Annotated in this window: 8 protein-coding genes; 6 read left to right on the top strand and 2 right to left on the bottom strand. The window is 69.0% G+C overall.

Going from position 1 to position 25,845, the window contains the following annotated elements; translation table 11 throughout:
- From ACODS5_RS23245 to ACODS5_RS23230, 4 genes are all read left to right on the top strand, one after another.
- The coding region (locus tag ACODS5_RS23245) for an amino acid adenylation domain-containing protein (RefSeq protein ID WP_489109751.1) at window positions 1–3,652 on the top strand (3,652 nt) is incomplete at its 5' end.
- Window positions 3,649–18,195, top strand: a complete 14,547-nt coding sequence (locus ACODS5_RS23240; RefSeq protein ID WP_489109750.1) for an amino acid adenylation domain-containing protein — start codon at window positions 3,649–3,651, stop codon at window positions 18,193–18,195. The genes ACODS5_RS23245 and ACODS5_RS23240, both read left to right, overlap by 4 nt.
- 105 nt (window positions 18,196–18,300) lie before the next feature.
- Window positions 18,301–19,455, top strand: a complete 1,155-nt coding sequence (macA, locus tag ACODS5_RS23235) for a macrolide transporter subunit MacA (RefSeq protein ID WP_489109749.1) — start codon at window positions 18,301–18,303, stop codon at window positions 19,453–19,455.
- A 2-nt stretch (window positions 19,456–19,457) separates the two neighbouring features.
- A complete protein-coding gene (locus tag ACODS5_RS23230; protein WP_489109752.1) occupies window positions 19,458–21,461 on the top strand; it encodes a MacB family efflux pump subunit in 2,004 nt (667 codons plus the stop codon).
- 77 nt (window positions 21,462–21,538) lie between these two features.
- Here ACODS5_RS23230 and ACODS5_RS23225 read toward each other — a convergent pair whose 3' ends face one another.
- A complete protein-coding gene (locus ACODS5_RS23225; protein ID WP_489109748.1) occupies window positions 21,539–22,924 on the bottom strand; it encodes an aldehyde dehydrogenase family protein in 1,386 nt (461 codons plus the stop codon).
- A gap of 105 nt (window positions 22,925–23,029) precedes the next feature.
- Between ACODS5_RS23225 and ptrR the strand changes: the two genes are divergently transcribed.
- Together ptrR and ACODS5_RS23215 are read left to right on the top strand one after the other, a co-directional pair.
- On the top strand, window positions 23,030–23,914 hold the full coding sequence (ptrR, locus tag ACODS5_RS23220; RefSeq protein WP_489109747.1) for a putrescine utilization regulator PtrR: 885 nt from the start codon (window positions 23,030–23,032) through the stop codon (window positions 23,912–23,914).
- Between the two features lie 327 nt (window positions 23,915–24,241).
- Window positions 24,242–24,763 carry an acyloxyacyl hydrolase gene (locus tag ACODS5_RS23215; protein ID WP_134693420.1) on the top strand — a complete coding sequence of 174 codons (522 nt, stop codon included), beginning with the start codon at window positions 24,242–24,244 and terminating at the stop codon, window positions 24,761–24,763.
- 69 nt (window positions 24,764–24,832) lie between these two features.
- Here the strand turns inward: ACODS5_RS23215 and ACODS5_RS23210 are convergent, their stop codons facing one another.
- Window positions 24,833–25,723 carry a universal stress protein gene (locus ACODS5_RS23210; protein ID WP_134693421.1) on the bottom strand — a complete coding sequence of 297 codons (891 nt, stop codon included), beginning with the start codon at window positions 25,721–25,723 and terminating at the stop codon, window positions 24,833–24,835.
- Between the last annotated feature and the right edge of the window lie 122 nt (window positions 25,724–25,845).

Here is a 25,845-nt window from a genome sequence, read left to right as displayed (position 1 = left end):
CGCCGATGCCGTGGTGCTGGTGCGCGACGAGCGCCTGCTGGCCTGGTTCACCGCAACCATGCCGGTGGACACCGACGCGCTGCGCCAGGGCCTGCAAGCCCGCTTGCCGGCTCATCTGCTGCCGCAAGCCTTTGTTCAGCTGGATGAGCTGCCACTGACCGCGCACGGCAAGCTCGATCGCAAAGCCCTGCCAGAGCCGGATGCCTCGGCGCTGGCGGGACAGCCCTACCAAGCGCCACTGGGCGCCACCGAAGCTGCCATGGCAGCGATCTGGGCCGAGGTGCTGGGCTTGGAGCAGGTCGGTCGCCATGACAATTTCTTCGAACTGGGTGGTCATTCGCTGCTGGCGGTGAGCCTGACCGCGCGTCTGCGCCAGGCCGGCCTGGAGGCCGATGTGCGCACGCTGTTCGGCCAGCCGACCGTGGCTGCGCTGGCCGCCACCCTGGGCCATGGCCGCAGGATCGAGGTGCCGGCCAACCGGATCCCGCTGGGCTGCACGCAGATCACTCCCGAACTGCTGCCGCTGGTAGACCTGGAGCAGCCCGCCATCGAGCGCATCGTTGCCACGGTACCGGGCGGCGCGGCCAACGTGCAGGATATCTACCCGCTAGCGCCGTTGCAGGAGGGCATCCTCTACCATCACCTCAGCTCACCCGAGCACGACCCTTATGTGCTCGCCTCGCGCATGGTCTTCGCCAGCCAGGAGCGCTTACAGGCTTTCGTCGATGCCCTTGGCAAGGTCATCGCCCGGCATGATGTGCTGCGCACCTCGGTGCTCTGGGATGGCCTGCCGCAGCCGGTGCAGGTGGTCTGGCGCGAGGCGCCGCTGGCGGTATTCGAGGTGGCCGGCGAGGCCCAGGTACCTCACGCGTTGGCCCTGGATCAGGCGCCGCTGGTGCGCCTGTACCACTGGCCGGAACCGCAAGGCCCTGGCCGCCTGGCGGCCCTGCAGTTCCACCATATCGTCCTCGACCACACCGCGCTGGATGTGCTCGGCCAGGAGTTGGTGGGCTACCTGCAAGGCCTGCCAGTGCCCGCCGAACCGGGCGTGCCGTACCGCAACTACGTGGCCCAGGCGCGCCTGGGCGTCAGCCAGGCCGAGCACGAGGCGTTCTTCCGCGAGCAGTTGGGTGATATCGACGAGCCGACCCTGCCGTTCGGCCTGGGCGATGTGCAACTGGATGGCCAGGCCATCGAGGAAGCGCAGCACTGGTTGGACGACAGCCTGGCACTGCGCCTGCGCCAGCAGGCCCGGCAGCGTGGTATCAGCGTCGCCAGCTTGTTCCACCTGGCCTACGGGCGCCTGCTGGCGGCCGTCAGCGCTCGCGACAGCGTGGTGTTCGGCACCGTGCTGCTGGGGCGGCTGGAAGGCGGCGAGGGCGCCGAACGGGCTCTGGGCATGTTCATCAACACCTTGCCGCTGCGCCTGGACCTGGCGGATGTCAGCCTGGCCGAGGCGCTGCAGGCGACCCAGCAGGGCCTCAGCGCCTTGCTCGGCCACGAGCACGCCTCGTTGGCCCTGGCCCAGCGCTGCAGCGGCGTGGCCGCGCCGGCGCCGTTGTTCAGCGCCATGCTCAACTACCGCCATGGCAGCCAGGTCGACGAAGCCCAGCGCCAGGCCTTGCAAGGCATCGAGACCTTGCAGAGCGAGGAGCGCAGCAACTACCCGCTAAGCCTGAGCGTGGACGATATCGGCGCGCGTTTGCGCCTGGTTGCCCTGGCCCCGGCCAGCGTGGGCGCGGCGCGGGTATGCGGGCAGGTGCAGCAGGTCTTGCTGGGGATGGCCGAGGCGTTGGAGCAGCAGCCGCAGCGGCGCTTGCTCGACTTGCCGGTGCTGCAAGCCGAGGAGCGCCACCAGGTGCTGGTCGACTTCAACCGCAGCGCAGTGCCCCACGATATCAGCCAGACCTTGCATGGCCTGTTCGAGGCCCAGGCCCTGCGCAACCCCGACGCGGTGGCGGTCAGCACCGAGCAGGGCGAGCTGAGCTATGGCCAGCTCAATCAGCAGGCCAACCGCCTGGCCCGCCACTTGATCGCCCTCGGCGTGCAGCCGGACGATCGTGTGGCGATCTGCGTCGAACGCGGCCCGGCCCTGGTGGTCGGCTTGCTGGCCATTCTCAAGGCCGGCGGCGCCTATGTACCGCTCGACCCGGACTACCCGGCCGAGCGTATCCGCCACATGCTCAGCGACAGCCAGCCGCGTGCCGTGCTGGTACAGGCGTCCACCCGGGCCCTGGCGGGCGTGTCGGCGGTGGCGCAGGTAGACCTCGACCAGTCGATCTGGGCCGCCTTGCCGGCTGACAACCCGCAGGTGCCGGCGCTGAACGCCCGCCACCTGGCCTATGTAATCTACACCTCCGGGTCCACCGGGGTGCCCAAGGGCGTCATGGTCGAGCACCGCAATGTGGTCAACCTGGTGAACTGGAGCCAGCGGCTGTTCCCGGCCGGTGGCGCGCTGCTGCACAAGACCCCGGTGAGCTTCGACGCCTCGGTGTGGGAGTTGTTCTGGCCGCTGTGCAGTGGCCTGCGCCTGGTGCTGGCGCGCCCGGACGGGCAGCGCGATCCACAGTACCTGGTAGAGCTGATCGAGCGTCAGCAGGTGACCGTGGTGCAGTTCGTGCCGGCCTTGCTCCAGCAGTTCCTTGACCTGGAGGGCAGCGCCGGCTGCGCCAGCCTCACCGACATCGTCTGTGGTGGCGGCGAGCTGACCGAAGCCCTGGCCCGCCAGGTGCGCGAGCGCTTGCCGCAGGTGCGCCTGCACAACGTCTACGGCCCCACCGAGAGCACGGTCGATTGCAGTGTCTGGACCTTGCACCCGCAGCAACCGGTGCCAGGTGGCGCGCTGCCGATTGGCCGGCCCATCGACAACACCACCCTGTACGTGCTCGATGCCCATGATCAACCCGTGCCGCTGGGTGTCGCCGGCCAGTTGCATATCGGCGGTGCCGGGGTGGCGCGTGGCTACCTTGGCTTGCCGCAGCAGCAGGCCGAGCGCTTCATCGCCAGCCCGTTCAACCCGGATGAGCGTCTGTACCGTAGTGGCGACCTGGTGCGCCAGCGCCGCGACGGCAGCCTCGAGTTCCTCGGCCGTACCGACCACCAGATCAAGCTACGCGGCCTGCGCATCGAGCCCGGCGAGATCGAGTCCAGCATCATGCGCCTGGCTGGTGTGCGCGAGGCCGTGGTGCTGGTGCACGACGCAGCGCCGGCCGGGCCGCGGCTGGTCGCCTACCACACAGGCGAGCCGCTGGCCGCCGAGGCCCTGCGCGCGGCGCTGCTGGCGCAGTTGCCGGAATACATGGTACCGGCGCTGTTCATCCACCTCGACAGCCTGCCGCTGACCCCCAACGGCAAGCTCGACCGCAAGGCCCTGCCGGCCCCAGACCTGGCGCACCTGCCGGGTCGCGAGTATCAGGCGCCGATCGGCGAGACCGAAGCGCTGCTGGCGCGGGTCTGGGCCGAACTGCTGGGCGTGGAGCGGGTAGGGCGGCAAGACAACTTCTTCGAACTGGGCGGTCACTCGCTACTGGCCGTGACCCTCACCTCGCGCCTGCGCGAAGCCGGCCTGGAAGCCGACGTGCGCAGCCTGTTCGAACAACCGACGCTGGCAGGCTATGCCGCCATCACAGACAGAATGGAGATCGTCCTGTGAGCATCAACCAATTACTGGCGACCTTGGCCGCCCACGATGTCCAACTGGCGCTCAAGGACGGCCAGCTGGCGGTCCAGGGCAACCGCCAGGCGCTGAGCGACGCCAACCTGGTGGCCCAGTTGCGCGAGCACAAGCCGGCGCTGCTGGCCCTGCTGGCCAGCGGCGAGTACGTGGCCAGCCGCCAGGGCGCGGTGCTGGTGCCGGACAACCGCATCCCGGCCGACTGCACGCGCATCACCCCCGAGCTGCTCAGCCTGGTCGAGCTCGACCAGGCCAGCCTCGACCGCCTGGTGACCGCCGTGCCCGGCGGCGCGGCCAATGTGCAGGACATCTACCCGCTGCTGCCATTGCAGCAGGGCATGCTGTTCCACCACGCCAGCGCCGGCGAGCACGACCCCTATGTGATGCAGGCGCGCTTCGTGTTCGCCGACGACACCCGGGTGCAGGCCTTTGCCGAGGCCTTGCAGGGGGTGATCGACCGCCACGATATCCTGCGTACCTCGGTGCACTGGAAGGAGGTCGAGACCCCGCTGCAGGTGGTCTGGCGCCAGGCCCGCCTGCGGGTCATCCAGTTGGCGCCCGGGCAAGCGCCCGAGAGCGGCTTCGACCTGGCCCAGGCGCCGCTGATTCGCCTGCAATGCCAGGCGCCGGACAGCGCCGGGCGCATCGGCGCCACCTTGCAGTTCCACCACCTGGCCATGGACCACAGCGCCCTGGAGGTGGTGCGCCACGAAATGCTCGCCTACCTGCTGGGCGACACGGCCCGCCTGGGCCGCCCGGTGCCATTTCGCAACCATGTCGCCCAGGCCCTGCTGGGCGTCGGCGAGGCCGAGCACGAGGCGTTCTTCCGCGACATGCTCGGTATCATCGACGTGCCGACATTGGCCTACGGCCTGGCCGACGTGCAGGGCGACGGCGCGGCGCTCAACGAGCATGCCCTGGACCTCGACCTGGCGCTGTGCCAGGCGCTGCGCGGCCAGGCCCGGGCCCAGGGGGTGAGCGTCGCCAGCCTGTTCCACCTGGCCTGGGCGCGGGTGCTGGGCGGCCTCACCGGGCTAGGGCAGGTGGTGTTCGGCACGGTGTTGATGGGGCGCCTGCTCGGCGCCGAGGCCACCGAGCGGGCACTGGGGATCTTCATCAATACCTTGCCGCTGCGGGTGGACCTGGACGGGGACGACCTGGGCGCGGCAATCAAGGCCACCCACCAGCGCCTGAGCAGCCTGATGCGCCACGAGCATGCGCCGCTGGCCCTGGCCCAGCGCTGCAGCGGCGTTGCCGCGCCAACGCCGCTGTTCAACGCCTTGCTCAACTACCGCCACAGCGCGCCTTCGGGCGCCGAGGAGGTGCGCCGGGCGGGCTGGGCAGGTATCGAGATCGTCCATGCTGCCGAGGCCACCAACTACCCGCTGACCCTGAGCGTCGACGATTTCGGCGAGGCGTTTCGCCTGACCTTGCTGGCCAGCCCCGAGGTTCCGGCGCAGCGGGTCTGCGCCTACCTCGAACAGACCTTGCGCAGCCTGTTGGCGGCCCTGGCCCAGGGGCGCGCCGTGGAGGTGCGGGCGCTGCCCATGCTGCCAGCCAATGAGCGCGACGAACTACTCGAAGGGTTCAACCAGGCGCCGGGCGGCGCGATCACCCCGGGCACGCTGCACGCACGCATCGAGGTCATGGCCCAGGCCCATCCCCAGGCCAACGCCGCCACCTGCCAGGGCCTGGGGCTGAGCTACGCCGAGCTGAACGGCCGGGCCAACGCCCTGGCCCATCAGTTGATCGAACTGGGCGTACGCCCCGACGACCGGGTCGCGGTGCTGGCCCGGCGCGGGCTGGACACCCTGGTCGGCCTGCTGGCCGTGCTCAAGGCCGGCGCCGGCTATGTACCGGTCGACCCGGCCCATCCCGACGAGCGCGTGCACTACCTGCTGGCCGACAGCGCCCCGGTGGCGGTGCTGACCCAGCATGGCTTGCGCCAGCGCCTGGGACAGATAGATGTGCCGGTGCTGGCCCTCGACCAGCCCGACTGGCCTGCACGCCTGGATAATCCGCGAGTCGCGGGGCTGAATGCCGAACACCTGGCCTACGTGATCTACACCTCAGGCTCCACCGGCCAGCCGAAAGGCGTGATGGTCGAACACCGCACCTTGAACAACCTGGTGGACTGGCATTGCCGCGCTTTCGACCTGTGCCTGGGCCGGCATACCTCGAGCCTGGCCGGCTTCGGTTTCGACGCCATGGCCTGGGAAGTGTGGCCGGCGCTGGCCAGCGGCGCGGTGCTGCACCTGGCGCCGCCCGGCGAAGGCCATGAGGACCTCGACGCCATGCTCGCCTGGTGGCGTGAGCAGCCGCTGGATGTGAGTTTCCTGCCGACCCCGGTGGCCGAATATGCCTTCAGCCATCAGCTGGGCCACCCGACCCTGCGCACCCTGTTGATCGGCGGCGACCGCCTGCGCCAGTTCAACCGCACCCAGACCTTCGCCGTGGTCAACAACTACGGCCCTACCGAGACCACGGTGGTGGCCAGTTCCGGGGTAATCGCGGCCGAGGGCGCGCTGCACATCGGCAGGCCGGTGGACAACGCCCGGCTGTACGTGCTCGATGCCAACCTGCAGCCGTTGCCCCTGGGTGTGCCGGGCGAGCTGTACATCGGCGGCGCCGGGGTGGCCCGGGGCTACCTGAACCGCCCTGAGCTGACCGCCGAACGCTTCCTCGACGACCCGTTCGACGCAGGCGTCGGCGCGCGCATGTACCGCACTGGCGACCTGGTGCGCTGGCTGGCCGACGGCACCCTGGACTACCTGGGGCGCAACGACGACCAGGTGAAGATCCGCGGCGTGCGTATCGAGCTGGGCGAGATCGAAAGCCGCCTCGCCAGCCTGCCTGGGATCAACGAAGCGGTGGTGCTGGCCCGTGAGGACCAGCCCGGCCAGCCGCGCCTGGTGGCCTACTTCACCCCGCAAGCAGGGATCGAGGCGCCGCAACCCGAGCGACTGCGCGCGCAACTGCTGGTCCATTTGCCGGACTACATGGTGCCGGTGGCCTTCGTCGGGCTCGTGGCGTTGCCACTCACAGCCAATGGCAAGCTCGACCGCCGCGCGCTGCCGGCCCCCGAACGCTCGGCGCTGTTCGAACAGGCCTACGTGGCCCCCGAGGGCGAGCTGGAAACCGCCCTGGCCGGGCTATGGGCCGAGCTGCTGCAGGTGGAGCGGGTCGGCCGGCATGATCACTTCTTCGCCCTGGGCGGGCACTCGCTGCTGGCCATGCGCATGGTCTCCCAGGTGCGCCTGCGCCTGGGCGTGGAACTGGCCTTGGCCGAGCTGTTCGCCAATGCCGAGCTGGCGGCGGTCGCCCAGGTGCTGGCCGGGGCCGGGCGCAGCACGCTGCCGGCAATTGTGCCGGTGGCCCGCGACCAGGCGCTGCCGTTGTCGTTCGCCCAGCAGCGGCTGTGGTTCCTGGCCCAGCTCGAAGGGGGCAACCAGGCCTACAACGTGCCCCTGGCCCTGGGCCTGCGCGGCGAGCTCGACGTCGATGCGCTGGAGCGCGCGCTGCTGTGCATCGTCGCGCGCCATGAAACCCTGCGCAGCCGCTTCGTGCCGCGCGGCGACAGCGCCGAGGTCGAGCTGCTGGGCACGCCACAGGCGGGCTGGCTGCGGCGCCAGGCCCTGGCCGCCGATGCCCTGGTTGCCTGGTTGCAGGACGAGGCCGTGGCGCCGTTCGACCTGGTGGCCGGGCCGCCAGTGCGTGCCAACCTGCTGCAACTGGGCGAACAGCAGCATGTGCTGGTACTCACCGTGCACCATATCGCCGCCGATGGCTGGTCCCTGGGCGTGCTCACCGGTGAGCTCGGCGCGCTGTACCCGGCCTTGCGCGCCGGCCACGCCGACCCGCTGCCGGCGCTGGCGATCCAGTACGGCGACTACGCCGTGTGGCAGCGCCGCTGGCTGGCTGGCGAACAGTTGCAGCGCCAGGCTGATTACTGGCGCGAGGCGCTGGATGGCGCGCCGACCCTGCTGAGCCTGCCCTGCGACCGGCCGCGCCCGGCCCGCCAGGACTTCAGCGGCGCCAGCCTGGCGCTGCGCCTGGACGAGCGCCTGGGCGCTGGCCTGCGCACCTTGGCCCAGCGTCACCAAGCCACCTTGTACATGGTGCTGCTGGGCGCTTGGGCCACGACCCTGGCGCGCTTGGCCGGGCAGCCGGAGGTGGTGGTCGGTTGCCCGGTGGCCGGGCGCGGCAGTGCCGAGCTGGAGCCGCTGGTGGGGTTGTTCGTCAACACCCTGGCGGTGCGTGTCGACACCACTGCGGCGCCCAGCACCGAGGCCTTGCTCGGCCAGGCCAAGGCCCGCCTGCTGCAAGCCCAGGCGCACCAGGACCTGCCGTTCGAGCAGGTGGTGGAGATCGTGCGCCCGGCGCGTAGCCTGGCGCATACCCCGCTGTTCCAGACCACCCTGAACTGGCAGGCCGGCGCCGCTGCCGCGCTGAGCCTGGAAGGCGTGCAACTGGAGGCGGTGGCGCAGACCAACCAGGTGGCCAAGTTCGACTTGTCGTTGAGCCTGGGCGAGCAGGGCGAGGCGCTGGTCGGCAGCCTGGAATACGCCACGGCGTTGTTCGACGAAGCGCGCGTGCAGCGTATCGCCGGCTACTTCCAGACCTTGCTGCAAGCCATGGTGGCCAACGACCAGCAAGCGCTGGCCGAGGTGGCGCTGGTCGGCGAGGCCGAACGCCAGCGCCTGCTGCATGGTTTCAACAACAGCCGCCGGCTGTTGCCCCAGGGGCAGACCGTGCATGGCTTGATCGAAACCCAGGCGGCCCGTGCCGCGCAGGCCGTTGCCGCAGTGGTCGACGGGCAGTCGCTGAGCTATGGCGAGTTGAATGTCCGGGCCAACGCCCTGGCCCACCACCTGATCGCCCAGGGCGTGGGGCCCGACCAGCGAGTGGCGGTGGTCGCCCGCCGCGGTTTGGACACCCTGGTGGCGCTGCTGGCCGTGCTCAAGGCCGGTGCCGGCTATGTGCCGGTGGACCCGGCGCACCCGGACGAGCGTCTGCGCTACCTGCTCGCCGACAGCACCCCGACGCTGGTGCTGGCCCAGCAGGCGCTGTGCGAGCGCCTGCAAGGCGTGAGCGTGCCGCTGCTGGCCCTGGACCGCCCGGACTGGCCGGCGCGGACCGACAACCCAAGCGTAGCGGGGCTGGGGGTGAACCAGCTGGCCTATGTGATCTACACCTCCGGTTCCACCGGCGAACCCAAGGGGGTGATGGTCGAGCACCAGAGCTTGGCCAACCTGGTGCATTGGCACTGCAAGGCCTTCGAGCTGGGCGCCGGCGACCACACCGCCAGCGTCGCCGGTTTCGGCTTCGACGCCATGGCCTGGGAAGTGTGGCCGGCGCTGTGCGCCGGTGCCGTGCTGCACCTGCCGCCGGCCACGCTGGGCAACGAGCAGCTCGACGCGCTGCTGGCCTGGTGGCTGGAGCAGCCGCTGAAAGTGGCCTTCCTGCCGACCCCGGTGGCCGAGTACGCCTTCGCCCAGGGGTTGCGCCACCCGACCCTGCGCACCTTGCTGATCGGCGGCGATCGCCTGCGTCAGTTCCACAGCGACCCAGGCTGCGTGGTGGTCAACAACTACGGCCCCACCGAGGCCACGGTGGTCGCCAGCTCCGGGCTGGTGTTGCCCGGCGGCGCGCTGGATATCGGCCGGCCGATCGCCAATGCCCGCCTGTACCTGCTGGACGAAGCGCGCCAGCTGGTGCCGATGGGCAGCACCGGCGAGCTGTACGTGGGCGGTGCCGGGGTGGCGCGAGGTTACTTGCACCGACCCGAACTCACCGCCGAGCGTTTTCTCGACGACCCGTTCAGCGAGGTGCCCGGGGCACGGATGTACCGTACCGGCGACCTGGCCCGCTGGAACGCCGACGGCACCCTGGATTACCAGGGGCGTAACGACGACCAGGTAAAGATCCGCGGCCTGCGCATCGAGTTGGGCGAGATCGAGGCGCAGTTGCTGCGCCTGCCGGGTATCGACGAGGCGCTGGTGCTGGCCGGCGAGGAGGTGCCCGGCCAGCCTCGGCTGCTGGCCTGGTTCATCGCCCAGGGCCAGGTGGCATCAGCCGCCGAGCTGCGTGCCAGCCTGGCCCGGCACCTGCCAGCCTACATGCTGCCGGCGGCGCTGGTACGGCTGGACAGCTGGCCGTTGACCGCCAATGGCAAGGTCGACCGCCGCGCGCTGCCTCTGCCTGAGCGCGAGGCCCTGGCCAGCCAGGCCCACGAAGCGCCTGAAGGCACCTTGGAAAACGCCCTGGCCGAGCTCTGGGCCGAGCTGCTGCAGGTCGACAGGGTCGGCCGTCACGACCGCTTCTTCGAACTGGGCGGCCATTCACTGCTGGCCATGCGCATGGTCGGCCAATTGCGCCAGCGCCTGGGCCTGGAGCTGGGCCTTGGCCAGCTGTTCGCCGACGACCGTCTGTTGGCGGTGGCCGCCGCGCTGCAAGGTGCGGCATCCGCCACCCTGCCGGCCATCGAGGCGGTGCCGCGCGGTCAGTCGCAGCCGCTGTCGTTCGCCCAGCAGCGCCTGTGGTTCCTGGCACAGATGGACGATGCCAGCGCCGCCTACCATATTCCCCTGGGCCTGGAACTGCGCGGGCCGCTCGACCGGCCGGCGCTGGAGCGCGCGCTGGCGCGCATCGTCGAGCGCCACGAGAGCCTGCGCAGCCATTTTGCCCAGGAAGGCGCCGCAGCACGGGTGCGGGTGGCCCCGGGCAACGGCGGCTTCAGCCTCAGCTGGCACGACCTGCGCGGCCAGGGCCAGGCCTTGGCGGGGCTGCTGCGCGAGGAGGCGCTGCTGCCGTTCGACCTCGCGCACCAGCTGCCGATCCGCGGCCGCTTGCTGTGCCTGGACAGCGAGCGCCATGCGCTGCTGCTGACCTTGCACCACATCGTCGCCGATGGCTGGTCGATGGGCGTGTTCACCCAGGAGCTGGCGGCGTTGTACCAGGCCTTCAGTACCGGCCTGGCCGACCCGCTGCCGGCGCTGGCGATCCAGTACGCTGACTACGCCATCTGGCAACGCCGCTGGCTGTCCGGCGACGAGCTGCAACGCCAGGGCGAGTACTGGCGCCAGGCCCTGGCCGGCGCGCCGCTGCTGTTGACCCTGCCCAGCGACCGGCCGCGCCCGACGCGCCAGGACTATCAGGGCGAGCGGGTCGAAGTGCGCCTGGACCGCCGCCTGAGCGCCGACCTCAAGGACCTGTGCCAACGCCACGCGATTACCCCCTTCATGCTCTTCGGCGCCGCCTGGGCGGTGTTGCTGGCGCGGCTGTCGGGCCAGGCCGAAGTGGTCATCGGCACCCCGGTGGCCAACCGCAGGCATGCCGAGGTCGAGGGCCTGATCGGCCTGTTCGTCAACTCCCTGGCCCTGCGCATCGACACCGCCGGCAGCCCCGATGTGGCAGCGCTGCTGGCCCGGGTCAAGGCCTGCGTGAGCCAGGCCCAGGATCACCAGGATATCCCCTTCGAACAGGTAGTCGAGTTGCTGCAACCCCCGCGCAGCCTGGCCCACACCCCGCTGTACCAGGTGTCGTTGGCCTGGAATGGCGCGCCGGGCGAGGCGCTGCGCCTGGGCGAGCTGCAACTGGCGCCGCTGGGCACGCCCCAGGCCATCGCCAAGTTCGACCTGACCCTGAGCCTGGGCGAGACCGCTGATGGCTTCGCCGGCGCGCTGGAGTACGCCACCGCGCTGTTCGACCGCGCCACCATCGAGCGCCATGTCGGTTACCTGGAGCAACTGCTCTGGGCCTTCGCCGGCAGCGACCAGGCCGTGCCGGCGCGGGTCGAGCTGCTCAGCGCCAGCGAACGCCGCCAGGAGCTGGTCAGCTGCAACGCCAGCGAGCTGGTGGGCGGCCTGCAACAACCGCTGCAAGCACTGTTCGAGGCCCAAGTGGTGCGCGCGCCCCAGGCCATCGCGGTGCAGGCCGAGGACGGCCAGCTGAGCTACCAGCAGCTCAACGAGGCAGCCAACCGCCTGGCCCATGAATTGATTGCCCGCGGCGTGCGGCCCGACAGCCGGGTGGCGGTCTGCCTGGCCCGTGGGCCGCAGCTGCTGGTCGGTCTGCTCGCCGTGCTCAAGGCCGGTGGCGCCTATGTGCCGCTGGATCCGGGCTATCCAGACGAGCGCCTGGCCTACATGCTGGCCGACAGCGCCCCGCTGGCGTTGCTGGTGGATGCCAGCAGCCGTGGGCGTTTTGCCGCCAGCCTGTTGCCCCGGCTGGACCTCGACCAGCCGAGCTGGGCCACGCGGCCGCCGCACAACCCGCAGGTCAAGGGCCTTGGCGCGCGCCAGCTGGCCTATGTGATCTACACCTCCGGCTCCACCGGCACGCCAAAAGGGGTGATGGTCGAGCACCGCAGCTTGTGCAACCTGGTGCACTGGAGTTCGCGGCTGATCGCGCCGAGTGCCGAAGGCGCGTTGCTGCACAAGACCCCGGTGAGTTTCGATGCCTCGGTGTGGGAGCTGTTCTGGCCGTTGTGCGCCGGCCTGCGCCTGGTGCTGGCGCGGCCCGACGGGCAGCGCGACCCGGCCTACCTGGCCGAGGTCATCCAGCGCCGCCGGGTTGGCGTGGTGCAGTTCGTGCCGGCGTTGTTGCAGCAGTTCCTCGCCCTGGAGGCCAGCGCGGCCTGCGACAGCCTCAGCGATATCGTCTGCGGCGGCGGCGAGCTGACCTCGGCGTTGCTGCAGCAGTTGCGCGCGCGCTTGCCCAAGGCACGCTTGCACAACGTCTACGGGCCGACCGAGACCACCGTCGATTGCAGCGTCTGGACCCTGGAACCGAGCCAGCCGCTGCCGGCCGGCGCGCCGCCGATTGGCCGGCCGATCGCCAACACCCGCCTCTACGTGCTCGACGGCCAGGGCCTGCCGGTGCCCCGTGGCGTGGTTGGCGAGCTGTATATCGCCGGCGTGGGGGTTGCCCGTGGCTACTTGGGCTTGCCTGAGCTGGACGCCGAGCGTTTCGCCGACAGTCCGTTCGTGGTGGGCGAACGCATATACCGCAGCGGCGACCTGGTGCGCCGCCGCGCCGATGGCGAACTGGAGTTCCTCGGCCGCAACGACTTCCAGGTCAAGCTGCACGGCCTGCGCATCGAGCTGGGCGAGATCGAGGCCTGTCTGGCGCGCCACGGCGCGGTGCGCGAGGTGGCGGTGCTGCTACGCGGCGAGCGCCTGGTGGCCTGGCTGACCCTGCGTGAAGGGGCCAGCGCGCCGGGAGTCGAGGCGCTGCGCAAGCACGCCTTGGCGCAACTGCCGGACTACATGGTGCCGGCGGCCTACGTGACGTTGCCGGCCATGCCGTTGAGCGCCAACGGCAAGCTCGACCGCCAGGCGTTGCCGGAGCCGGGCGCCGAGGCGGTACTCAGCCGTGGCTACGAGGCGCCGCGGGGCGCGGCCGAGATCCAGCTGGCGGCGCTGTGGGCCGAGCTGCTCAACGTGCCGAGGGTAGGGCGCCACGACCACTTCTTCGAACTCGGTGGCCACTCGCTGCTGGCGGTGACCTTGATCGCCCGCTTGCGTGCCCAAGGGCTGCAGGCGGATATCCGCGTGCTGTTCGCCGAACCGACCCTGGCCGCCCTGGCCGCGACCCTTGGCCATGATGCCGGGCCGCAGGTGCCGGCCAACCGCATCGGCATCGATTGCCAGCACATCACCCCCGAGCTGTTGCCGCTGGTGCAATTGCCGCAAGCCGCCATCGACGGCATCGTCACCCAGGTACCTGGTGGCGCCGCCAATATCCAGGACATCTACCCGTTGGGGCCGCTGCAAGCGGGCATCCTCTACCACCACCTGGCCAGCGAGGGCGACGACCCGTACCTGTTGCAGGCGCGTTTTGCCGTGGCCGACCGTGGACGCTTGCTGGCCCTGCACCAGGCGCTGGAGCAGGTGATCGCCCGCCACGACATCCTGCGCAGCGCGCTGGCCTGGGAGGGCCTGGCGCAGCCGCTGCAGGTGGTCTGGCGCCAAGCGCCGTTGCCGTTGCTGGAGGTTGCGGATGACGAGAACCCGGTCTTGCGCCTGGACCTCACCCGCGCGCCGCTGCTGCGCCTGCAATACAGCCAGCACCGGCAAACCGGGGCGATCACCGCGACCTTGCTGTTCCACCACCTGGTGATGGACCACGTCGCCCAGGATGTGCTGCGCGCCGAACTGCAAGCCTGCCTGCTGGGCCAGCAGCACCAGCTGCCGGCGCCGGTGCCGTACCGCAACTACATCGCCCAGGTGCTGCAAGGCGCGGGCGAGGCGCAGCACGAGGCGTTCTTCCGCGAACAGCTGGGTGACATCGACGAGCCGACCTTGCCCTACGGCGCCCAGGCGCAGCCGCACCCGGACGGCGTGGCCGAGGCGCAGCACTGGCTGCCGGCCGACATGGCCCTGCGGGTTCGCGAACAGGCGCGCCTGCTGGGCGTGGGCGCCGCCAGCCTGATGCACCTGGCCTGGGGGCTGGTGCTGGGGCAATTGTCGGGGCGCACCAGCGTGGTGTTCGGCACCGTGCTGCTGGGGCGCCTGCACGGCGGCGAGGGCATCGAACGGGCGCTGGGGGTGTTCATCAACACCTTGCCGTTGCGCCTGGACGTTGGCCTGCTGCCGGTGCGCGAAGCGCTGCTCGACACCCACCGGCGGCTGACCGGCCTGCTGGTGCATGAGCACGCCCAGCTAGCCCTGGCCCAGCGTTGCAGCGCGCTGCCAGCAGGGGCGCCGCTGTTCAGTGCCTTGCTCAACTACCGCCACAGCACCAGCGCGCTGGCAGGCGACGCGGCGGCCGGGCAGGCCTGGGCCGGCATCGAGCTGCTGCACGCCGAGGAACGCAGCAACTACCCGCTGGCGCTGAGCATCGATGACCTGGGCGAGGCATTCAGCCTGAGCGCCCAGTGCGCGCCAGGTGTCGATGCGCGGCGCCTGTGCGGCTATTTCGAGCAGGCCCTGGCAGGGCTGCTCGAGGCGCTGGAGCACGATCCGGAGCAGGGCATGGAGCGTATCAGCATCGTTGCCGGCGAAGAGCGTCGGCGCCTGGTCGGCGACTACAACGCCACCGCCCGCGACTACCCGCGCGAGGCGCCGGTGCAACAGCTGTTCGAACAGCGCGTGGCCCGTCACCCGCTGGCCCTGGCCGCGGTGCACGATGAGCGCCAGCTGACCTATGGCGAACTCAACGAGCAGGCCAACCGCCTGGCCCACTGGCTGATTGGCGAGGGGCTCAAGCCCGGCGAGCATGTGGCAATCCTGCTGCCACGCTCGTTGACGCTGCTGGTGGCGCAACTGGCGGTGCTCAAGTGCGCCGCGATCTATGTGCCGCTGGACAGCAACGCCCCAGCCGAGCGCCAGGCGTTCATGGCCCAGGACTGCCAGGCCGTGGCGCTGCTGACCCTCGCCAGCATGGCCGGTGATTGCGCGGTGCGGCGCATCGACCTCGACTGCCTGGCGCTGGACGACCAGCCGGGGCACAATCCGGGCCTGGTCGTGGACGCCGGCGCGGTGGCCTATGTGATGTACACCTCCGGCTCCACCGGCACGCCGAAAGGGGTGCGCGTGGCCCACCGCGGCATTGCCCGGCTGGTGCTGAACAACGGCTACGCCGACTTCAACGCCGAGGATCGCCTGGCCTTTGTCGCCAACCCGGCGTTCGACGCCGCCACCATGGATGTCTGGGGCGCGTTGCTCAACGGCGGGCAGGTGTTGGTGATCGACCAGCAGACCCTGCTGGAGCCCGCGCGGTTCGGCGCGGCGCTGCGCGATGGCGGCGCCAGCGTGCTGTTTGTCACCACGGCGCTGTTCAACCAGTACGTGCAGCTGATTCCCGAGGCCCTGGCCGGGCTGCGCATCCTGCTATGCGGCGGCGAGCGTGGCGATCCGGGGGCGTTTCGTGCCTTGCTGGCGCAGGCGCCTGGCCTGCGCCTGGTGCATTGCTACGGCCCTACCGAGACCACCACCTACGCAACCACTCACGCGGTCACCACGGTGGCGCCGGGCGCTGAGCATGTGCCGATCGGCCGCCCCATCGGCAACACCACGGCGTATGTGCTCGACCTGCAGGGAAGGGTGGTGCCCGAGGGCGTCACCGGCGAGCTGTACATCGGCGGCGACGGCGTGGCGCTGGGCTACCTGAACCGCCCACAACTGAGCGCCGAACGCTTTGTCGACGACCCCTTCGCCGAGCATGCCGGCGCGCGCCTATACCGGACCGGCGACCTGGCCCGCTGGCGCGCCGATGGCCTGCTGGAGTGCCTGGGCCGCAGTGACGACCAGGTCAAAATTCGGGGCTTCCGTATCGAGCTGGGCGAGATCGAGCAGCAACTGGCGCAGTGCCCGGGGCTGGACGAGGTGGTGGTCATGGCCCTGCGTCTGGAGCAGGGGCCACTGCGCCTGGTGGCCTGGTTCACCCGCCACGACCCGGCCCTGGACGGCCCGGCGCTGCGTGCCTTCCTGCGCGAGCGCCTGCCCGAGTACATGCTGCCGGCGGCGTTCGTCGCCTTGCCGGCGCTGCCGTTGACCAACAACGGCAAGGTCGACCGCAAGGCCCTGCCGCTGCCCGGTGCGCAGGACCTGGCGGTGGCCGCCTTCGAGGCACCGCAGGGCGAGCGGGAGCTGGCCCTGGCCGCGCTGTGGGCGCAGGTGCTGGAGGTCGAGCGGGTCGGGCGCCATGACAGCTTCTTCGAGCTGGGCGGGCATTCGCTGCTGGCGATCCGCCTGGTCAGCGCCATGGATCACGCGGGGCTGCCTACCACCCTGGCGGAGCTGTTCCAGTACCCCAGCGTGGCTGCCTTGGCCGAGCGCCTGGGCCAGCGCGAGGCGCCGGAGCATGACGATAGCCTGGTCACGGTGCGCGCCACGGGCAGCCAACCGCCGTTGTTCCTGATCCACGAGTTCAGTGGTCTGGATCTGTACTTCCCGGTGCTGGGCCGGCACATCCCGGGAGACTTCCCGATCTACGGCCTGCCGGGCGTGCCCTTGGGCCAACCGCAACTGGACACCTTGGAGTGCCTGGCGGCGCGCCTGGTACAGCGCTTGCGCGCAGTGCAGCCTTACGGCCCGTACCGCCTGGCGGGTTGGTCGTTTGGTGGCGTGCTGGCCTACGAGGTGGCCGCCCAGTTGCTGGGGGCCGACCAGGCGGTGGCCTTCGTCGGCCTGATCGACACCTATGTGCCGCGCCTGAGCGACCAGGGCAAGGCGCGCTGGCACGGCCCGCACCTGGCCGAGGCGCAATTGCTGCTGCACTGCCGCGAGCACTGGCGCGCCCAGGGCGCGGCGGGGGCCACGCAGTTGGCCGAGGTCGAGGCGCTGGAGCCGGGGGCGCTGGCCTTCGACGCCTTGCTCGGCCATTGCCGGGCGCGCCAATTGCTGGTGCCGGGCCTGGCCCCGGCCAGCGACGCGCAACTGCGGCACTTCTTCGCCCGGCATGTCGCCCACGGCCATGCCCTGGCTCATTACCACCTGGCGCCGTTGCCGGTGCCGCTGCACTTGTTCCAGGCCGAACTGCGCACCGGCGCCATCGCCTGTAACAGCCCGACCCTGGGCTGGGCCGAGGCGTTGCCGGGGCAGGTGCTGCATTGCCACGGCGTGCCGGGCGACCACCAGAGCATGGTGCAGGAGCCGCAGGTGGCGGTACTTGGCCTGGCTATCGCCGAGGCCTTGGCCGCCACCCAGGCCCCGGCCTTACCGGCGCACCAGCCGCTGCTGGCGATCCAGAGCGGCAGCCCGGGACATGTCCCGGTGTTCTGCGTGCCGGGCGCCGGCGACAGCGTCACCAGCTTCATCGGCCTGGCCGAGGCGCTGGGCCCGGATTGGCCGGTACTGGGTTTGCAGGCCCGCGGCCTGGCCGCCGGCGAGGTGCCGCACAGCCAGGTGGAGGCGGCCGCCGAGTGCCATCTGCAAGCCATCGAGGCGTTCCACCCCGAAGGGCCATTGAACCTGGTCGGGCATTCGTTCGGCGGCTGGGTCGCCCATGCCCTGGCCCTGCGCCTGCAGGCCAAGGGTCGCGAGGTACGTTCGCTGACCCTGATCGACAGCGAGGCGCCGGGTGGCGGTGGCAGTTGCGGCAAGCCGCACACCTTCACCGCGGCCCTGCAGCGGCTGGTGGAGTCGTTGCAGCTGTCCACCGGCAAGTCGCTGGGTATCGACGCCGAGGCGTTCGCCGAGGCCGATGACCAGACGCAGTTGACGCAGTTGCATGCGGCGATGGTGCGCATCGGCCTGATGCCGGCGCGCTCCACGCCGCAGGCGCTGGCCGGGGTTACCCGCACCTTCGCCACGGCGCTGCGCACGGTGTATCGGCCAGTGGCGGGTTTCAACGGCCTGGCGCGCCTGGTGCTGGTGGCCGACCCAACCCTGGACAGCACCGGCAACCAGCGCGAGCAGGTGGCGATGCAGGAGGGCTGGCGGCAGCTGATGCCGCAACTGGAGGTCTGGCAGGGGCCGGGCAATCACTTCAGCATCCTCAAGGTGCCGGATGTGTTCAGCCTGGCGGCCTGGTGGCATGACGGCCAGGCCCTTGCCGCCAAGGCGGGATTGACCTGAGGTCGGGCGAGGGCAGGGCCCTCGAGGATGAATGTCTGTAGGAGCGGCCTTGTGTCGCGAAAGGGCCGCAATGCGGCCCCCCTCTTCGATCAGTAGTAGGCACTCATGGAAAACAGCAAGTTTCGCAAGATCACCCTCGGCGCCGCGGCGGCCCTGGTCGCTGGCATCGTGTTGTACGCCGTGCAGGCCCCGGCCAAGGCGCCGCAGTACATCACCGCCAGTGTCGAGCGCGGCGATATCGAGAACGCGGTGCTGGCCACCGGTACCCTGGAGGGCATTCGCCAGGTTGACGTCGGCGCCCAGGTGTCCGGGCAGTTGAAGTCGCTCAAGGTCAAGCTCGGCGACAAGGTCAGCGAAGGCCAGTGGCTGGCCGAGATCGACCCGCTGGTGCCGCGCAACAGCCTGCGCCAGGCCGAGGTCGACGCCGAGAAGCTGCAGGCCGAACGGCGTTCGGTGCAGGCCAAGCTCAAGCAGGCCAAGCGGGTCTACCAGCGCTACGATGTGCTCCAGGCCGATGAGTCGATCTCGCGCCAGGACTTCGAGAACGCCGAGTCGGAGTTCGAGGTGCAGCAGGCCAACCTGCGCTCGCTGGATGCGCAGATCAAGAGCGCCCAGGTGCAGATCGACACGGCCCGGGTCAACCTCGGCTACACCCGCATCGTCGCGCCGATCGACGGCCATGTGGTGGGCATCGTCACCCAGGAAGGCCAGACGGTGATCTCCAACCAGCTGGCGCCGGTGATCCTCAAGCTGGCCGACCTCGACACCATGACCATCAAGGCCCAGGTATCCGAGGCCGACGTGATCCATATCAGCCCCGGCCAGCAGGTGTACTTCACCATCCTCGGCGACGACCAGCGCTACTACGCCAAGCTGCGCGGCACGGAGCCGGCGCCGCAGAACTACCTGGAGAGCAGCGACAAGAACAGCGGCGCGGCCAAGCAGGCCAGCGCGGTGTTCTACAACGCGCTGTTCGAGGTGCCCAACCCCGAGCATCGGCTGCGTATCTCGATGACCGCCCAGGTGCGCATTGTCCTCGACACCGCCCTGGGCGTGCTCACCGTGCCGGTGGCGGCGCTGGGCCCGCGCGACGCCGACGGCAGCTACCCGGTGCGGGTGCTCGACAGCAAGGGCTTCGCCCAGGTGCGCAAGGTCCAGGCGGGGATCAACAACAACGTCAAGGTGCAGGTCAAGGACGGCCTGGCCGAAGGCGACCGGGTGGTGATCGGCGAACCGGTGTCGAGCGAGGCGGGGGCATGAGCATGAACTTGAATGTCGAGCTGGCGCCGCAGCGTGCTGTGCTGGCGGGCAGCGAGCAACCGCTGCTGCGCTTGCAAGGGGTCAGCCGCAGCTTCATGGCCGGCGACCGCGAGTTCCTGGCGCTCAAGGGTATCGACCTGCAGATCCAGGCCGGCGAGCTGGTGGCGATCATTGGCGCCTCGGGCTCGGGCAAGTCGACCCTGATGAACATCCTCGGCTGCCTGGACCACGCCAGCACCGGCAGCTACCAGGTCAGCGGCCAGGAGACCCGTGACCTCGACGACGATGCCCTGGCGGCGCTGCGCCGCGACCATTTCGGTTTCATCTTCCAGCGCTACCACCTGCTGCCGCACCTGGATGCGCTGCGCAACGTGGAAATCCCGGCGGTGTATGCCGGCATGCCCCAGGGCGGGCGTCACCAGCGGGCCCGCGAGCTGCTCGGGCGCCTGGGCCTGGCCGGGCACCTGGCGCATCGGCCCAGCCAGCTGTCGGGCGGGCAGCAACAACGGGTGAGTATCTGCCGGGCCTTGATGAACGGCGGCGAGGTGATCCTCGCCGACGAGCCTACCGGTGCCCTCGACACCGCCAGCGGCAAGGAGGTGATGAACATCCTGCTGGAGCTGCACGGCGCCGGGCACACGGTGATCCTGGTGACCCACGATCCCAAGGTCGCCGCCCATGCCGAGCGCATCATCGAGGTCAGCGACGGGCAGATCGTCAGCGACCGACGCAGCGTGCGCGAGGTGCCGGCGGCGGCAGGTGCCGGGCAAGCGCCCCGCGAGGCCGCGCCCCGGCGCCTGGTGGCCAGCCTCGGGCTGTTCCGCGAGGCCTTCAAGATGGCCTGGATCGCCTTGGTTTCGCACCGCATGCGCACCTTGCTGACCATGCTCGGGATCATCATCGGCATCACCTCGGTGGTGTCGATCTCGGCCATCGGCGAGGGCGCCAAGGGCTATGTGCTCAAGGACATCCAGGCGATCGGCAGCAACACCATCGACATCTATTCGGGCAGCAGTTTCGGCGACAGCCGGGCCAAGGCCATCGAGACCCTGGTGCCGGCCGATGTCAGCGCGCTGAACGAACTCTACTACGTCGACAGCGCCACCCCGGTGATCGGCCAGAGCTCGCTGGTGCGCTACCGCAACATCGACGCCGACGTGCAGCTCAACGGCGTCAGCGAGCAGTATTTCCAGGTGCGCAACATCCCGCTGGCGGCGGGGATCGTGTTCAGCGCCGACGACGCGCGGCGCCAGGCGCAGGTGGTGGTGATCGACCACAACACCCGCAAGCGCCTGTTCGGCGCCGGGGTCAACCCGCTGGGGCAGGTGATCCTGGTGGGCCAGTTGCCGTGCACGGTGATCGGCGTGACCGCCGAGAACAAGAACCTGTTCGTCGCCGGCAACACCCTCAACGTGTGGATGCCCTACGAGACGGCGGCCGGGCGGGTGCTCGGCCAGCGCCACCTGGACAGCATCAGCGTGCGGATCAAGGATGGCATGCCGAGCAAGCGGGTGGAGGAGGAGGTCAACAAGCTGATGCTGCAGCGTCACGGCACCAAGGACTTCTTCACCAACAACCTCGACAGCATCATGCAGACGGTGCAGAAGACCAGCCGCTCACTGACCTTGCTGCTGTCGCTGATCGCGGTGATTTCGCTGGTGGTGGGTGGGATCGGGGTGATGAACATCATGCTGGTGTCGGTCACCGAACGGACCCGCGAGATTGGCATTCGCATGGCGGTGGGTGCGCGGCAGTCGGATATTCGCCAGCAGTTCCTGGTGGAGGCGGTGATGGTCTGCCTGATGGGCGGCGTGGTGGGAATCGCGTTGTCGTATGGGATTGGCTATCTGTTCGCGTTGTTCGTCAAACAATGGGAAATGGTGTTTTCGCTGGGCTCGATCGTGACGGCCTTTGTCTGTTCGACGCTGATCGGGATCGTGTTTGGCTTCGTGCCAGCGCGCAACGCGGCGCGGCTGGACCCGATCGAGGCGCTGGCGCGGGATTAGGCTGGTGGCGGTTGGTTTGGATGTGCCAGGGGCGCATGGCGCCCCTGGCAATATCGACAGCGACAACGTGGCGCGGATCAGTGCCGATCCAACCAGACGGTCTGGGCATTGGTGAACTCGCGCAGGCCAAAGTGCGACAGTTCACGGCCGAAGCCGCTCTTCTTCACGCCACCGAACGCCACGCGAGGATCGGAGGCGCAGTAGCCGTTGATGAACACGCCACCGGTGTCCAGCGCAGCGCCCATGCGCTCGGCCAGGGCGTAGTCGGCGGTGTAGATCGTCGCCGTCAGGCCGAACTCACTGTCGTTGGCCAGTTCCACGGCATGCTCGGCATCGCGCGCGCTGATGATCGCCGCCACCGGGCCAAACAGCTCCTGCTTGAACGCGGTCATGCCCGCGGTTACATCGCCAAGCACTGTTGGCGCATAGAAGTTGCCGACACCGTCGAGCTTGTGCCCGCCCAACAGCAATGTGGCGCCTTCGGCCAAGGTCGCCTGGACCTGGCCGTCGAGCTCGTCACGCAGATCGACGCGAGCCATCGGGCCGATGTAGGTAGCGTCGTCCAGCGGATTGCCAACCACCAACGCGCGGGTAGCTTCGACGAACTTGCGGGTGAAGGCGTCGATGATGCTTGCCTCGACGATCAAGCGCTTGGCCGCGGCGCAGACCTGGCCGGTATTCTGGTAACGGCCGACGACCGCCGCCTTTACCGCGGCGTCAAGGTCGGCATCGGCCAGGACGATGAATGGATCGCAGCCGCCCAGCTCGAGCACGCACTTTTTCAGTGCGGCACCGGCCTGCGCACCAATGGCCATGCCGGCGCGCACGCTGCCAGTGAGGGTGACGGCGGCGATGCGCGGGTCGTTGATCGCGCGGGTGACACCCTCGGGGGCGACGTTGAGCACCTCGAACACTCCGTCAGGCACGCCGGCGCGCTTGAACAGGTCGGCCAGCAGATAGGCGCTGCCCATCACGTTGGGGGCATGCTTGAGCACATAGGTGTTGCCGGCCAGCAGCGCCGGCACGGCGCCACGCAGTACCTGCCAGACCGGGAAGTTCCACGGCATCACGGCGAGAATCGGGCCCAACGGACGGTATTCGATGCGGGCTTTTTCGATCTGTGTTGGCTCTGGGGCAAGCATCGCCGGGCCGTGCTCGGCATACCACCGGCACAGCTCGACGCACTTGCCGACTTCGCCTCGGGCCTGGCTGATCGGTTTGCCGATCTCGCGGGTGATCGTCTGCGCGAACACCTCGGCATTGGCCTGCAGGGCATCGGCCAGGGCGACCAGGTATTCACTGCGCTGTTCCAGCGCCACCCGCCGCCATTGCTTGTAGCCCACCTTGGCGCGTTGCAGCGCCGCTTCCAGCGCGGCGTCGGTGTCGAAGGCATGATGGCCGATCCGCTCGCCGCTGTACGGGTCGACGGAAATGGCATGGGTCAGGTTGCTGATCGCGCTCATGGCTAAAGGCTCGTCGTTGGTCATCGGTGCAGCAAGCCTAGGCGTGGTGATCTTTAATGAAAACTGAATAATAATGAGTGAAATGTTCACATTTGGAGAATGGCTGTGGACCTGGTGCAACTGGAGATCTTCAAGGCCGTGGCCGAGCACGGCAGCATCAGCGCAGCGGCCCAGCAAATTCACCGGGTGCCGTCGAACCTGACCACCCGCATCAAGCAACTGGAGCAAGACCTGGGCGTGGACTTGTTCATCCGTGAAAAGAGCCGCCTGCGCCTGTCGCCGGCAGGCTGGAACTTCCTCGAATACACCCGGCGCATTCTCGACCTGGTGCAGGAGGCACGTTGCAGCGTGGCCGGTGATGACCCACAAGGCACCTTCGCCCTGGGTTCGCTGGAGAGCACTGCCGCCGTGCGCATTCCGGCCTTGCTGGCGGCCTACAACCAGCGCTACCCCAAGGTCGATCTGGACCTGTCCACCGGGCCCTCTGGGACCATGCTCGAGGGCGTGCTGGCCGGGCGCCTGGTGGCGGCGTTCGTCGATGGTCCGGTGCTGCACCCCAGCCTCGAAGGCATGCCGGTGTTCGACGAGGAGATGATGCTGATCGCGCCACTCAACCATGCGCCGGTGAGCCGTGCCCGCGACGTCAATGGCGCGAGCATCTATGCCTTTCGCGCCAACTGCTCGTACCGCCATCATTTCGAGCGCTGGTTCGTCCAGGACCAGTCGGTGCCGGGCAAGATCCACGAGATGGAGTCGTACCACGGCATGCTCGCCTGCGTCAGCGCAGGTGCCGGGCTGGCGATGCTGCCGCGCAGCATGCTCGACAACATGCCGGGCTGCAGCACGGTCAGCGCCTGGCCCATGACTGAGGAGTTCCGCTATCTGCAGACCTGGCTGGTATGGCGACGGGGCACGGTGTCGCGCAGCCTGGGCATGTTCATCAAACTGCTGGAGGCGCTTGAGCCTGCGAGCCGGTCTAGTTTGGGCTAAAGGCGCGCGGTTGGCCGAACGGCATCCGCTACCTGCAAGGCGGCATCGGCACTTCTCACTGGCCCCCGGCCAGCGTGAATGGCCGCTCCCTGTGCAGGAGCAACATTTATTGAACCATCGTCCCAGTTACAGGTACTTAGCCAATAGTGGCAAATCACTTCCAACTTTCCGCGAATGCGGACCATAATCGCGGAAGTATTACCACTTGTAACCCGGCACTCCGTGCCGGAACGCAGGTACAAAATCGAGGGGCACAGCCCCCACATGCCACAGGCCAGCGTCCCATGGTCGCGGGCCTGTCCGTGAAGACCACAGGAGTAGTCATTGATGAAAAAACGTCTCGCCACCTCGCTGGCCGCCGCTGTGTTGGCATTCGCCGGTGCAAACCTGGCGCAGGCCGCTCAGATCTCCGGCGCCGTGGGTGCCACCGGCCAGGGCGACATGACCTACCGGATCGGCCTGTCGTTCGACTGGGACAAGAAATGGCTGGAAAGCAGCACCGGTCATCTCACCGGTTACTGGGACGCTGCCTACACCTACTGGGAAGGCGGTGAGGCCAGTGGTGCTCACTCGCTGTCGTTCAGCCCGGTGTTCGTCTATGAGTTCAGCGGATTCACCTACACCCCGTTCATCGAGGCTGGCATCGGCCTGGCGGCGTTCTCCAAGACCGACGTCGGCGACCAGCGCCTGGGCTCCTCGGTCAACTTCGAGGACCGCATCGGTTTTGGCCTGAAGCTGCCAGGCGAGCAAAAGGTCGGGATTCGTGCCATGCACTATTCCAATGCTGGCCTCAAGGAGCCGAACGACGGCATCGAGTCGTATTCGCTGTTCTATAGCAAAGCCTTCTGATTCAGGCCGCCCGCAGGCAAATTCGACCGACACCCAATCGGCCGCTTTGCCTGCAGGGGCATTCAGAACCTAGCGCACCGACTTGATCGCCAGCACGTTGCACAGCGGATGCTCCAGCACGTGCGCGGTGGTTCCGCCGAGGAATGCGTGCAGCGCATCATGGCGATGGTTACCCATGACGATCACATCGACCCGGCCATGGGCGATGTACTGGGTGATCGCCTTGATCGCGGGCCCTTCGAGAAAATGCCGCCGTTCCAGGGCAATCTGATGATGGTCGCCCAGGCGGTTGAAGGCTGCCCGCTGCGCGGTGCGCACACTGGCGTCGAAGCCGGGCATGGTCACGGTGCCAGCGCCGAAGTCGGCGATATGGGTCTTGGCCGCGTCGCACACATGCAGCAGGTGCAGGTCGGCGTTGCATTGCAGGGCCAGGGCATGGGCGCTGCGGATCACCTGCTGGTCCAGGTGCTCGCCGTCGCCATGGCTGTTCAGGTCCACGGCCGCGGCGACCTGTCGGGGCAGGGGCAGGCGGATGTCGCTGACCAGGTGCACGGCCACCGGGCTGTCCTTGAGCAGTTGCCAGTCCAATGGGGTGACCAGCAGGCGCTTGAGAATCGGTTCGTGCTGCACGTCCTTGACCAGCAGGTCGCAGCCCAGCCGTTCGACCTGTTCGAGCACGCTGCCCAGTGGGTCGCGGGTCAGCAGCAGTTCGGTGGACACATCGAGGCCGGCGCCGCGCAACTGTTCGGCCTCGTCGGCCAGCCACTGGCGGTTGTGTTCGAGCAAGCGTTCGCGCTCGCGGCTGTCGGCCATCAGGCCGAAGGTGTCGACATCATCGACGCAAACGTTGACATCCAGCAGGGCCCCGCTGGACTCGGCCAGCGCCACGGCGCGCTGCAGGGCGGGCGTGTGGCGCATCTGCGGGCCGAGCATGACCAACAATCGCTTGAACTGGCTCATCTCACACCTCCACGTGTGGCAGCCCCCCGTTCAGTCTAGACCTCCGTCCCCACACCATCCATCGTGGCGCCTGGTTCGCCAGCAAGCTGGCTCCTACGGATGTTGCAGGCCGTAATCGGCGT

The organism is Pseudomonas sp. FG47, assembly GCF_057809115.1.
The sequence above is the reverse complement of the archived record's forward strand: the minus strand, read 5'-3'. Positions and strand labels throughout refer to the sequence as shown.

What these genes read in the sequence shown, in the direction of transcription:
- ACODS5_RS23230 (WP_489109752.1), top strand. Translation starts at nt 19,458, where the DNA reads ATGAACTTGAATGTCGAGCTGGCGCCGCAGCGTGCTGTGCTGGCGGGC.
- ACODS5_RS23210 (WP_134693421.1), bottom strand. Translation starts at nt 25,723, where the DNA reads ATGAGCCAGTTCAAGCGATTGTTGGTCATGCTCGGCCCGCAGATGCGC.
- ACODS5_RS23225 (WP_489109748.1), bottom strand. Translation starts at nt 22,924, where the DNA reads ATGAGCGCGATCAGCAACCTGACCCATGCCATTTCCGTCGACCCGTAC.
- macA (WP_489109749.1), top strand. Translation starts at nt 18,301, where the DNA reads ATGGAAAACAGCAAGTTTCGCAAGATCACCCTCGGCGCCGCGGCGGCC.
- ACODS5_RS23215 (WP_134693420.1), top strand. Translation starts at nt 24,242, where the DNA reads ATGAAAAAACGTCTCGCCACCTCGCTGGCCGCCGCTGTGTTGGCATTC.